This is a genomic window from Altererythrobacter chaiwopuensis, assembly GCF_054957755.1.
Window position 1 is genome coordinate 194,041 of record NZ_JBTXJG010000002.1, and the last position, 11,971, is coordinate 206,011.

Consider the following 11,971-nt stretch of genomic DNA (forward strand, 5'->3'; position numbering starts at 1 on the left):
TCTTCGGGGGTTGAGTAGTCAGATGAATATCATTCTTCTTGGGCCTCCGGGTGCTGGCAAGGGCACGCAAAGCGCTCGGCTGGTCGAACAATACGGCATGCGCCAGCTCTCCACCGGCGATATGCTGCGCGCGGCGGTGAAGGCGCAAACACCGGTTGGCATCAAGGCGAAAGCCGTGATGGACGCAGGCGAACTGGTGTCCGACGAGATCGTATCTGACCTGATCGACGTCGAACTTGCCACAATGGAAGCCGATACCGGTGCGATCTTTGATGGCTATCCGCGCACTGCAGCGCAGGCGCAGAGCCTTGATGGCCTGCTTGAAAAGCACGGGCGCCGTCTCGACTACGTGATCGAACTCGAAGTCGATGAAGATGCGCTGGTGGAACGCATCACCGGCCGTTTTTCCTGCGCCAATTGCGGCACGCTGTATCATGACACAGCCAATCCGCCCGCCAAAGCTGGCGTGTGTGATGTGTGCGGATCGACCGAGTTCAAGCGGCGCCCCGACGATAATGAAGAAACGGTGCGCACGCGTATGCAGGAATATCGTGCCAAGACCGCGCCAATCCTGCCGGGCTATGAAGCGCGCGGCATCGTGCGCCGGGTGGACGGCATGGCCAGCATCGGCGAAGTGGCCGCGGCGATCGACGCAATCCTGAAATGATGTTTGTGCGGGCGCGTGTGCGCCTCGCATAATCGAACTTTCCCTGCCTCTGCCTCTCGCCTAAACACCTTGGCCAAGGGAGGACCTTTCACCATGAGATATTTGGCGGCTGCAACGCTGGCTCCACTGCTGGCATGGGCCACGGCTGCGCAGGCCGAAGTGATTGCCAGCGATGATACGGGGTTCGTTACCCGCGATGTTGCCGTGGTCGATGCGACCCCCAAGGAAGTGTGGCTGGCACTGATCAGCCCGGCCAAGTGGTGGAATTCTGCCCACACATGGTCAGCCGATGCCGCCAATCTGACGCTCAAGCCGCAGGCCGGCGGCTGTTTTTGCGAGCGGATTCCCGAAGTTCCCGATCCTTCACGCATCACGCTCGAGGGCAGCGTTGAGCATATGCGCGTAATCCAGGCCTATCCCGAACGCGCGCTGCGCATGCGCGGGGGGCTGGGGCCATTGCAGAGCGAACCGGCGAGCGGCGTCCTGACGATCTCGATCAGCGAAGCCGAAAACGGCACTAGGATCGTGTGGGAATATGTCGTGGGCGGGTATATGCGTTACGAAGGGCCGGTGATCGCGGCCGCGGTTGACGGGGTGATGAGCCAGCAACTTGATGGCCTGGCGACTTTGCTGGGCCGGGTGGATCAGCCCGCCGATTCCGGCGCAGGCAAGGCCGCAGCGGAGCTGGACGAAGGCGATGAAGGTGAAGTCGGCGCGCGCGCCGAGCCGGTCGAGCCGACACTGGAAGAGGCTATCGATGCGCTGGCGGACAATTAGTTTTCACACAGCGTGATCGTTGGCACTTTTGGCCGCCGTGAAAAACTGATATAGGCTCGGAACTGCAATGCGGCGGCCCATATCTGGCTGCACGATGTGCTGCGCCCGCTTGGCTGTTGACGTGGCCCAAGAATCGCACTAAGCGCCCCATTCATTCGACATGTTCGAAAACAGTCCGGCAGGTGGCAGCCCAATGCTCGCCAACCGGGCTTTTTGCCGTGTGAGCATCTGCTCGGCGGTTTCGGGCATTGAGATTGAAAGCGTTGAGATAGGGGCAGGTGGCCCAAGCTGCCTAGACCCTGTGGAGCATGGAGAAGTAAGTGGCTCGTATTGCCGGGGTCAATATCCCCACCAACAAGCGCGTGATTATCGCGCTTACCTATATCCACGGTATCGGCCGTACCACGGCCGTGCAGATTGCTGATAAGCTGGGTATCGATCACACCCGCCGTGTGCAGGACCTTTCCGATGAGGAAGTGTTGCGCATCCGCGAGACGATCGACGCAGAGCTCACCGTGGAAGGCGACCTGCGTCGCAACACTGCGATGAATATCAAGCGCCTGATGGATCTGCGTTCCTACCGCGGCCTGCGCCATCGCAACCAGCTGCCGGTTCGCGGCCAGCGTACCCACACCAACGCCCGTACCCGCAAGGGCAAGGCGAAGCCGATTGCCGGCAAGAAGAAGTAAGCGCGGCGGGCCCTTGGGCCTCACGCTTTTGCCTTCTTTGGATTGTTAAAGAGGAATACGAGACATGGCACGCGAACCCGGCCGCATTAGGCGCCGCGATAAAAAGAATATCACAAGCGGCGTTGCGCATATCAACGCCAGCTTCAACAACACCATGATTACCATCACCGATGCGCAGGGCAATGCGATCAGCTGGTCTTCAGCTGGAACGATGGGCTTCAAGGGCAGCCGCAAGTCGACTCCCTATGCCGCCCAGGTTGCTGCCGACGATGCCGGCAAGAAAGCTGCCGAGCACGGCGTTCGCACGCTGGAAGTCGAGGTAAAGGGGCCGGGCTCGGGGCGTGAAAGCGCACTGCGCGGTCTTGCCGCAGTCGGCTTCAACATCACTTCGATCCGTGACGTTACGCCGATCCCGCACAATGGTGTGCGGCCGTCCAAGCGTCGTCGCGTCTGATCCGTTGCTGACGGGCGATCTTCGGGTCGCCATTCAGAATTCGGACCGGACGCGCCACCAGCGCTCCGGTCCTGTCCGCACTTGAACCCTAGGGGAAATCCATGTCCGTCAATATCAAGAACTGGCAGGAACTTAAGAAGCCCAACACTCTCGAGATCAAGGAAAGCGGCGAAAAGGCCCGCAAGGCGACTTTCGTTGCCGAACCGCTTGAGCGTGGCTTTGGCCTTACTCTCGGCAACGCGCTGCGCCGGGTATTGCTGAGCTCGCTTCAGGGCGCCGCCATCACCTCGATCAAGATCGAGAACGTGCTGCACGAATTCAGTTCGCTTTCCGGCGTGCGTGAAGACGTGACCGATATCGTGCTCAACGTGAAGCAGATTGCGCTCAGGATGGAGGGCGAAGGCCCCAAGCGCTTGCAGCTTTCCGTCACTGGCCCGGCCGAAGTCAAGGCCGGCGACATCGCCGTTTCGGGCGACATCGAAGTGATGAACAAGGATCTGGTGATCTGTCACCTCGATGAAGGCGCGACGCTCAACATGGAGCTGACCGCCGACACCGGCAAGGGCTATGTCCCGGCTGTGGCCAACCGCCCGGTCGATGCGCCGATCGGCCTGATCCCGGTCGACAGCCTTTATTCGCCGGTGCGCCAGGTCAGCTACAAGGTCGAGAACGCCCGCGTCGGGCAAGAGCTTGACTATGACAAGCTTTCGCTGACGGTCGAGACCGACGGCACCGTGGCGCCTGAAGACGCGGTGGCCTATGCTGCGCGCATCCTGCAGGACCAGTTGACGCTGTTTGTGCATTTTGAAGATGGCATCCCGCAGCCACAGGCGACAATGATCGGCCAGGCTGCTGCCCCGCAGGAGGATGATGCCAACCAACTCAACCGTTACCTGCTCAAGAAGGTTGACGAGCTGGAACTGTCGGTGCGTTCGGCCAACTGCCTCAAGAACGACAACATCATCTATATCGGCGACCTGGTCCAGAAGACCGAAGCCGAGATGCTGCGCACGCCGAACTTTGGCCGCAAATCACTGAACGAGATCAAGGAAGTGCTTTCCAGCATGGGTCTGCGCCTTGGCATGGATATCCCTGGCTGGCCGCCGGAGAACATTGAAGAAATGGCCAAGAAGCTCGAGCAGGAACTGCTGGGCTAAGTCAAAATTCGTCATCCCCGCGAAAGCGGGGATCCAGAGCGGAGCCACGAAGGTTGCATATGGATTCCCGCTTTCGCGGGAATGACGAGAATGGGCAAAGGTTCGAAGCCCTGATTTGAACCGGAACTGGGGTACCTGAAACGGCCCCTTTGCAAACGAAGGAAGAATACAATGCGTCACGGTATTTCACAGCGCAAGCTGGGCCGCAAATCGGGCCACCGCACGGCCCTGTTCCGCAATATGGCAGCCGCGCTGATCAAGCATGAGCAGATCCTTACCACGGCCCCCAAGGCCAAGGAACTGCGCCCCTATGTCGAAAAGCTGGTCACGCTGGCCAAGCGTGGCGGGCTTTCCAACCGCCGCCTGGCGATGAGCCGTCTCGGTGACGAGACCCAGCTCAAGAAGCTGTTTGACGTTCTGGCAGAGCGGTATGCTGATCGTGATGGCGGATACACGCGCGTTATCAAGGCCGGATATCGCGGCGGCGACGCTGCGCCGATGGCGATTATCGAACTGGTTGACCGCGACGTGGATGCCAAGGGCCAGGATAGCGGTCCGGTGCAGGCCGAGGAAGAATTCGAAGAGGCGTAATGCCGGGCTGTGCGTTCCTGCGAGGGCAGGAACCCATGGACTGCCGTTCTCGCAGGACTTCACAGAGACAAGAAAGGGCCGGGGCGGAAACGCTTGCCGGCCCTTTTCTTTTTGGCGGGAATTGGCATGAAAGTGGGATGAAAACCCTGATCCTTGCGGTTGCTGCCGCCACACTCGCTATATCGTCCCCGCTCGTTGCCCAAAGCCAGCAAGAACAGCTCGATACCCGGTATGACCGCGCGCTCGCCGCCGGTTACAAGGCGCTGATGCTGTGCGGCGGCATCGCCAATGCCGAACGGGTTGGGGAGGATAGAACTCCTGAAAGCGTGGTTGAATGGGAACTTGTCGGCATCCAGGCGCCGCTTGATGCGATCATCGGCGGACTCCCGCATCAGATCGTGCGCAATGCAAACGGCGTGATCGACCATGTCGAGGTTCAATGGTCTGACGATATGCCGCCCAGGGTGGCGCAATATCGCGGGGAAGCCGGCTGCGCTGTCATGCCCATCGGGCATGAGGCGCCGAAGGTCGCGAGCCACGAATACCCGCCTTACCGTGACGCCTTGGTGCGCAATTGGCACGCGCGGACCACAACGCCGATCCGCGCGAATTTGCAGGCCGCCCTTTCAGGCGATTACGGTGCGGGAACGCGCACTACGGCAGTGATCGTCGACCAGCGCGGGGAAATCGTCGACGGGTTATTTGCGCGCGGTTTTGGCCCGTTCATGCCCCAGCGCACATGGTCGGTCGCCAAGAGCATTGCGGCAACGCTGGTCGGCATGGCGGTGCATCGCGGCGAGGCCGATGTGAACGCATCTGCCGGGCTGGGCGCAGACGATACCGATCCGCGCCGCGCAATCACCGTGGATCACCTCTTGCGCATGGCCTCGGGCCGCTATTCCGACACGCCGGGCAACCGCACCGACCCGCTCTATTTCGGCGGTGCGACAGTGGGCGAGCGCGCCGCAAACTGGCCCCTGATCCACCAGCCAGGAACGGTTTATCGCTATGCCAATAACGATACGCTGATGGCAGTAGCGGCAATTGCTCACGGGTTTGCCGATCAAAGCGTTGCAGATCAGTTGCGCACTATCGCGATGGTCAACACCACGGCAGAGGCCGATTGGCAGGGGAACTATGTGCTTTCCAGCCAGGTCTGGGCCAGCCCGTTCGACCTGGTCGAGCTAGGGCGTCTCTACCTTAACGATGGCAAGCTGCGAGATGGCACCCGGGTGCTGCCCGAAGGCTGGATCAAATACGTCTCCACGCCAGCCGGCCCGCAGCCCGATGGACCGTTTGGCTATGGCGCGGGGTTCTGGCTGATGAACCGGTCCGACGGCGTGCCGCCCGATACATTCGCCGCCTTTGGAAATCGCGGGCAATATGTCGTAATCGTGCCAAGCCGCAATGTCGTGATCGTGCGGCGCGGGGAGGATCCAGTGGGTGCGCGCTTCGATATTGCTGCCTTCACCCGCGATGTTCTCGCGGCGCTGGAGTAGCATTCGTTCATAAAAAAATGTATAAACCTGAACAATCGCTGCAAGCCCGATTCAGCGTCGTATCAGCGCGAATCGCTTAGGAGGTTCCTCACAGCCGCGGCAATCCCGCCACGGCCCAGATGAGGAGAGCCTCAAATGAGCAAGTCAATCAAGACCATTGCGAAGGGTGGGATCGCAACCGCAGCTCTGGGCGCCATGGCGCTGTTTGGAGCGAGCCCGGTACAGGCGCGCGACCGCGACGGTATCAGCACGGGCGATGTAATCGCCGGTGCATTGATCATCGGCGGAATCGCGGCCGTGGCCAGCGCGGCGAGCAAGGACCGCTATCGCGATGGATATGGCTATCGCGACAGCAATTATCGTGACAATCGCTATGGGCACGGCAATTCGCGCGCCGCAATCCAGCGATGTGTAACTGCGGTCGAGCGTGACGCGCGCCGCGCCGGTTATCGCTATGCCGATGTGACCGAGATCCGCGATGTCGACCGCGAGCGGCGCGGCTGGGAAGTCACCGGACGGCTTGTGGTCGATGATGGATACCGTCGCGACTATCGCCAGCGAGTGAGCTATGGCGACCGGCGCGACCGCTATCGCCACGGTGGTCGTGATCTCGATCGGGGCAGCTTCAAGTGCGAAATCCGCCGCGGGCAGGTAATCGACATTGACTATCGCGGGATTCGCGGACTGAGATAAGCGCCGCAGGTTCCAGCAAAAAGACACGGGCGGTTCAGGCTTCGCTAAGCCTGGGCTGCCTAATCCAATCGCCATCATCCGGGCGGTGGTGGCGCTCGCTGCAAAATTGAAGGCACCGATATGGCCCAATTCTACCGAGTCGCCGCATTCAGCGGTTTGGTCGCGGCACTTTCGATGGCTGCTGCGCCTGCCGCCGCCGCTGAACTTCCCACCCGCAGCCTGCTTGTCCTGCCCGACTATGCCGCCCCCACTGCCTTTGATGAAGGCAGCCTTACTGCCCAGCGCCACCGCTATTGGCGCTATCGCCGCCATCATGGCCGGGTCGATGGCGGGGACGTGCTGGCAGGGATTCTGATCATTGGCGGAATTGCCGCGATTGCCAATGCCGCCTCGAATTCGGAGCGGCGCGATCGCGATGTGCGCTATCGTGACTACCGCGAAGACCGCAATGATTACCGCGATCGCCGCACCACGCGCCGTTCAGGCGGTGGTCGCGGGATCGAAGGCGCGGTTGACATGTGCCTGGCTGAAATCGAGCGCGATGTGCGGGTCGAGAGCGTCGACAGTGTCGATCGCTCCGGTGAAGGGTGGCGTGTGATCGGCACGATCTTCAATGGCGATCGCTTTACTTGCGAAATCGGGGAGGACGGTCGCATCGAGCAGGTCGACTATGGCAGGGGCCTGGCCGCTGCCACCCCTGCGGAGGACGGCCAGTACAGCGATGATCGCTATCGCGCCGCCTGGGCGCGGGTGGATAGCGAGACCACTCCGAGCCCGGCTGGCGAAGACGCCGAACCACTGCCCCCATATCCTGGCGGTCCGGTTGATGGCGACCTTGAAGGCGAAACGCCAGATGACCGTTATACCATGGCGCAGGCACCAACCGATTGATCAGCGATCCGCGCTGCTTTCCTCCTGGTAGGAAGGCAGCGCGATCTGCCAACGGATAGCTGCGCTGCGCAGGGCGAAACCAACGATCCACGCGCCGCCCCACACCAACGGATTGGCCAGGCCCAGCGCCATCCCGCCAACGGTGAGCGCGGCAGTGGCTGCGGCTGCGGTGACATAAAGTTCCGGCCGCATGATGATCGACGGGCGCCCCGCCACGACATCGCGGGTGATTCCCCCCACGCAGCCGGTAATGATGCCCATCAGCGCAGCGGGCACGGGCGGAATGCCATAGGACATCGCCTTGGCGCTGCCGAGCACAGCATAGGCGGTAAGCCCGGCGCCATCGGCATAATCCAGCAGCTTGCCTTCCCACCAGCGCACCGGTGTAAACCACGCGATCAGCGCGGTGCCCAGGCAGATTGGCGCAACCCAGGGATCGGTCATCCAGAACACCGGCGCCCCGATCAGCAGGTCGCGCACCGTGCCGCCGCCAACGCCCGTTACCAGAGCGAAAAACGCCATTGTTACGAAGGTCTGGCGCAGCTTGGCGGCCAGCAGCGCGCCGGTGAGCGCGAAAATCGCCAGCCCCAGGATGTCGAGCACATCGAGGACCGGCGTGAGGACCTCCGTTCCGGTCATCGTGTCCTTATCCGTGCCTTGCGGCGCCGGAACATCAAAACGCAGCCGAATAGCGCCCCGATCACGCCTAGCAGCGCGAACACAATCAGGATCGGATGGCTGGTATCCTCGCGGGTCTGCAAATCCATGATGTGCAGGCCCCACATGAAATCGAACGCCCGCCACCAGCGCGTGCGCACCGCTTCGATCTGGCCGGTATCGCGCCCGACATAGACATGCGCGCCATTTTCCAGCGCCACCTGCCACACCGGCATGGGTCGGCGGAAATCGAATGGAACCCGGTCAGCTGCGAACGCGGTGACGCTGCGCACATTGTTGCCGCCTTTGACCCGTGCGGCCACGATGGCCCGCGCATCACTGGCGGTGAGCGCCGGCAAGGCAGCGCCGCTCGCCATGTCGACCCGCTGCACGTTGCCGTCCATTCCCGTCAGGATCGCCACGGCGCGGCCATCCTGCATCACCGCGCGCATTTCTCGCAGCGGGAATTCGGCGCTTGCCAGCGCGCTGCCGGGCAGCACCAGCGGCTGCGCCTCCTGTTCGACCAGCAGGTGGTTGCCGCGCACTTCCTCGATCGGCCTGGCGGCCATGAACAGCCCCGTCACCATCCACATCAGGATCGGGAAGCCGACCAGCCAGCCGAGCCAGATATGCCATTTGGCGAGACGTAGCATCATGCGGCTCTATCCGTTTACAATCAGATCGATGTCGCGCGCAGCGGCCACGCAGTCGAGATCGCGCCAACGCGGGCCCATCACCTGCATTCCGCAAGGGAGGGTGGAGCCGAGATAGGAGCCCTGGCCGATCGGCAGCACGGTTGAGGGCAGGTTGGGGAAGGTTGCCAGGCCCGCCCAGGCCAGCCCGCCCGAGGCCGGGTGATCTTCGCCATTGATGTCGAGGTCACCGCGAAACACCGCTTCATTGCGGTGCGGCACGGCCAGCACCGGCGCGGGCGGGGCCAGCACGAAATCATAGGCCTCGAACACCTGCTCCCACGCCAGTTCGTTGCAGGTCTGCCGATCAAGCAAATCGAACCAGTCGGTTGCGCTTGCGCGCTTGCCATCGGGCGAAGGCATGCCGCGGGCCATGGCGATGTTGAGCATGCGCAGATAGTCGGCCTGCTGCGTCGCAAGATCGGGTACCAAATCGCTTGCGCGGTCGATCTTGACGCCTGCCGCCTCGAGCGTGTCCAGCGCAGCCTCCATGGGGCCGCGCACGCTGCTGTCGAGCGGGCTGTCAGGGTGGTCGAGCAGCGCCAGAAAGCGGCATTGCCGGATCGGCTTGCGGCGTTCGAACAGCGGGAAATCGGCGGTGAGCCGCAGCAGAATTTCGATATCGGCGGCATTGCGCGCCAGCGGCCCGGCAATCGAGAGCGCACCGTCATGCGCGTCCTTGCCCGCCATAAGGGGATGATCGTGGCCATGCTTGCTGACCAGGCCCCAGCTGGTCTTGTGCCCCCACACGCCGCAGAAATGCGCCGGCACCCGCACCGAGCCGCCGATATCGGTGCCATATTCGATCGGCACCATCCCGCTGGCCACTGCTGCTGCCGAGCCACCCGAAGAGCCGCCGGGCGAACGGGAATGGTCGTGCGGGTTGTTGGTGCGGCCATATACAGCGTTGAAGCTCTGCCAGTCCGCAAGGTCAATCGGGACATTGGTCTTGCCCAGCAAGATCACCCCTGCAGCCTTTAGTCGGGAGACAACCTTGGCGTCGCGCCGCGCGATATTCTCGGCATGTTCGGTATGCCCCCAGCAGGTCGGCAGCCCGGCGATATCGAAGCTTTCCTTGATTGTCATCGGGACGCCGAACAGCGGCTGGTGTTCGCCGGGAACCTTACCGTCCATGGCTTTTGCGGCAGCAATGGCGCGTTCGAAATCGCATACGGCAACGGCATTTATGTGCACGTCGAGATGTTCGATCCGCGCGATGGCATCTTCCACCGCTTCGTGCGGGCTCAGCTCGCCAGCACGGATGGATGCAGCGATCTCGAGCGCGCCGGGCTGATCGGTCAGTTTCGGATATGCCAACGGAATCTCCCCCAGGGGCCTGAACCTTTGCGCTTGATGCTGTGCGCCTGCCAGCGCGTCAATGGGGCCGGTGCAATTGGTGGCAATTGCATTCACCCCGGCCATGCGCTTAATGGGCGTTTACCCAAGGGCACGAAAACCAATCGAGGATTTCCATGCGCATCGCGATACTTCCCCTGCTGCTTGCCACCGCCGCCTGCGCCACTGTTGCGCCAGAAGCGCCGGTTGAAACCGCCGCCGCAACTGCACCCGCCTATGATCTGCGCGCGCAGATGGGCAAGCATGCCGTGGTCGAGATGGCGCCCGACACCAGCTATCTCAGCGCAGAGGAGCGGCAGGTGGTCAATCTGCTGATCGAAGCGTCAGGCTATATGAGCGAGATCTACAAGCGCCAGCGGCTGGTGAATTACGATCAGGCCCGCAGCGCGGTTGCCAACAATCGCCGCGCTGACCGGGATTTGCTGCTGGCCATGTTCGATCGCAACTTCGGCCCATGGGACGAACTGGCCGAGCTCCACCCCTTCTGGGGGGCAGAGGAAATGCCGCTGGGTGCCGGTTTCTATCCCGCCGATCTCACGCGCGCAGAATTCGATGCCTATCTCGCGGCGCATCCGGATGAGGCGGCGGCGCTTACCAGCGACTATACTGTGGTACGCCGACAAGGCGACCGGCTGATCGCCGTGCCCTATTCGCAGGCTTATGCGCAGTGGCTGGTGCCCGCCGCGCGCCTGCTGGAGCAAGCATCACAGGTGACGAGCAATCCCAGCCTGAAGAAATTCCTGTCGCTGCGCGCCAAGGCTTTCCTGACCGACGATTACTTCGAGAGCGAGCTGGCCTGGATGGACCTGGAAGGCACGCCGATCGAAGTCGCGATCGGGCCTTATGAGGTTTATACTGACCGGCTTTATGGCAAGAAGACCGCGTTCGAGAGCTTCGTGACGCTGAAGGATCCCGAAGCTTCCGCCGCGCTTGACAAATACAAGGGTTATCTCCGCGACATGGAGGCCAACCTGCCGATCCCCGACGAGCACAAGAATTTCCAGCGCGGATTTGCCAGCCCGATTGCGGTGGCGGACCAGGTCCAGGGCGGCGGTGACAATGTTCCGGGCGTGCAAACGATCGCTTTCAACCTGCCCAATGACGAGCGCGTGCGCGAGGCCAAGGGCGCGAAGAAGGTGATCCTGTCGAACGTGCTGGGCGCCAAGTTCGATCGCATCCTCGATCCGATTGCCGATGTCGTGCTGAGCGACGCGCAGGCCCCGCTGGTGGTGAAGAAATATATGCAGCTCGAAACGCTGTTCCACGAGCTTTCGCACAGTCTGGGGCCGGGCACGATCACGGTTGACGGCCGCAAGACCACGGTGAACGAGGAACTGAAGGATCAGTATTCGCAGCTCGAGGAATCAAAGGCCGATTTGATGGGCGTGTGGAACATCCTTTACATGATGGAGCGCGGTGAATTGCCCGCGGCAGAAAAGGACCAGCTGTTCGCGACCTATTTCGCCGGCATATTCCGTTCGGTCCGCTTCGGCACCGAAAGCGCACATGGCAATGGTTCGGCGCTGCAATATGGCTATCTCAAGGACTACGGCGCATTCCGCTGGGACGCGGCGCAGGGCCATTTTGTGATCGATCCGGTGAAGATGGAAGCGGGCATCAAAAGCCTGCTCAACAAGGAGCTGATGCTTCAGGCCACGGGCGATTACGATGGCGTGAAGGCGTTCTTTGCCAAATATGCCCGTCTCGATGAGCATGCGCGCCAGGCCATTGCGCGGATGGACGCCATCCCGGTCGATATCCTGCCGGTCTATCCGAATGGGGTCTGAAAGGCGCACTGCGGCGAAGGGGTGTTGAGGCATCCTCGCCCGTAATGTGCGAAATCAGGCC

General features: G+C 62.0%; 13 protein-coding genes. 10 read left to right on the top strand and 3 right to left on the bottom strand.

The window, feature by feature from the left end; translation table 11 throughout:
* Positions 1-22: 22 nt before the first annotated feature.
* The 9 genes from ACX2DJ_RS11540 (at position 23) to ACX2DJ_RS11580 (ending at position 7,418) form a co-directional block, all read left to right on the top strand.
* On the top strand, positions 23-667 hold the full coding sequence (locus ACX2DJ_RS11540; RefSeq protein ID WP_462572789.1) for an adenylate kinase: 645 nt from the start codon (positions 23-25) through the stop codon (positions 665-667).
* A gap of 93 nt (positions 668-760) precedes the next feature.
* Positions 761-1,444 carry an SRPBCC family protein gene (locus tag ACX2DJ_RS11545; RefSeq protein WP_462572790.1) on the top strand — a complete coding sequence of 228 codons (684 nt, stop codon included), beginning with the start codon at positions 761-763 and terminating at the stop codon, positions 1,442-1,444.
* 320 nt (positions 1,445-1,764) lie between these two features.
* Positions 1,765-2,133, top strand: a complete 369-nt coding sequence (rpsM, locus tag ACX2DJ_RS11550) for a 30S ribosomal protein S13 (RefSeq protein ID WP_462572791.1) — start codon at positions 1,765-1,767, stop codon at positions 2,131-2,133.
* A 64-nt stretch (positions 2,134-2,197) separates the two neighbouring features.
* Complete coding sequence (gene rpsK / locus ACX2DJ_RS11555) at positions 2,198-2,587, top strand: 30S ribosomal protein S11 (protein ID WP_462572792.1); 390 nt, start codon at positions 2,198-2,200, stop codon at positions 2,585-2,587.
* Between the two features lie 101 nt (positions 2,588-2,688).
* Positions 2,689-3,744 carry a DNA-directed RNA polymerase subunit alpha gene (locus ACX2DJ_RS11560; RefSeq protein ID WP_462572793.1) on the top strand — a complete coding sequence of 352 codons (1,056 nt, stop codon included), beginning with the start codon at positions 2,689-2,691 and terminating at the stop codon, positions 3,742-3,744.
* Between the two features lie 171 nt (positions 3,745-3,915).
* The gene (gene rplQ / locus ACX2DJ_RS11565; protein ID WP_462572794.1) at positions 3,916-4,335 is read left to right on the top strand and encodes a 50S ribosomal protein L17; all 420 of its coding nucleotides are present in this window, start codon (positions 3,916-3,918) and stop codon (positions 4,333-4,335) included.
* Positions 4,336-4,472: 137 nt separating this feature from the next.
* Positions 4,473-5,834 carry a serine hydrolase domain-containing protein gene (locus ACX2DJ_RS11570; protein ID WP_462572795.1) on the top strand — a complete coding sequence of 454 codons (1,362 nt, stop codon included), beginning with the start codon at positions 4,473-4,475 and terminating at the stop codon, positions 5,832-5,834.
* Between the two features lie 135 nt (positions 5,835-5,969).
* Positions 5,970-6,527 carry a hypothetical protein gene (locus ACX2DJ_RS11575; RefSeq protein ID WP_462572796.1) on the top strand — a complete coding sequence of 186 codons (558 nt, stop codon included), beginning with the start codon at positions 5,970-5,972 and terminating at the stop codon, positions 6,525-6,527.
* A gap of 120 nt (positions 6,528-6,647) precedes the next feature.
* On the top strand, positions 6,648-7,418 hold the full coding sequence (locus ACX2DJ_RS11580) for a hypothetical protein (RefSeq protein ID WP_462572797.1): 771 nt from the start codon (positions 6,648-6,650) through the stop codon (positions 7,416-7,418).
* Here ACX2DJ_RS11580 and ACX2DJ_RS11585 read toward each other — a convergent pair whose 3' ends face one another.
* Genes ACX2DJ_RS11585 through ACX2DJ_RS11595 form a run of 3 tightly spaced genes read right to left on the bottom strand, consistent with a single transcriptional unit; the run spans position 7,419 to position 10,084 of the window.
* Complete coding sequence (locus ACX2DJ_RS11585) at positions 7,419-8,057, bottom strand: trimeric intracellular cation channel family protein (protein WP_462572798.1); 639 nt, start codon at positions 8,055-8,057, stop codon at positions 7,419-7,421. It lies immediately after the preceding gene.
* A complete protein-coding gene (locus ACX2DJ_RS11590; RefSeq protein WP_462572799.1) occupies positions 8,054-8,731 on the bottom strand; it encodes a PepSY domain-containing protein in 678 nt (225 codons plus the stop codon). Before ACX2DJ_RS11590 ends, ACX2DJ_RS11585 begins: the two co-directional genes overlap by 4 nt.
* Before the next feature lie 6 nt (positions 8,732-8,737).
* Positions 8,738-10,084 (bottom strand): amidase family protein, encoded by a 1,347-nt coding sequence (locus tag ACX2DJ_RS11595; protein WP_462572800.1) that lies wholly within the window; start codon positions 10,082-10,084, stop codon positions 8,738-8,740.
* A gap of 155 nt (positions 10,085-10,239) precedes the next feature.
* On the opposite strand from ACX2DJ_RS11595, the gene ACX2DJ_RS11600 reads away from it, so the two are divergent.
* A complete protein-coding gene (locus tag ACX2DJ_RS11600; RefSeq protein WP_462572801.1) occupies positions 10,240-11,910 on the top strand; it encodes a DUF8614 domain-containing protein in 1,671 nt (556 codons plus the stop codon).
* Positions 11,911-11,971 lie beyond the last annotated feature (61 nt).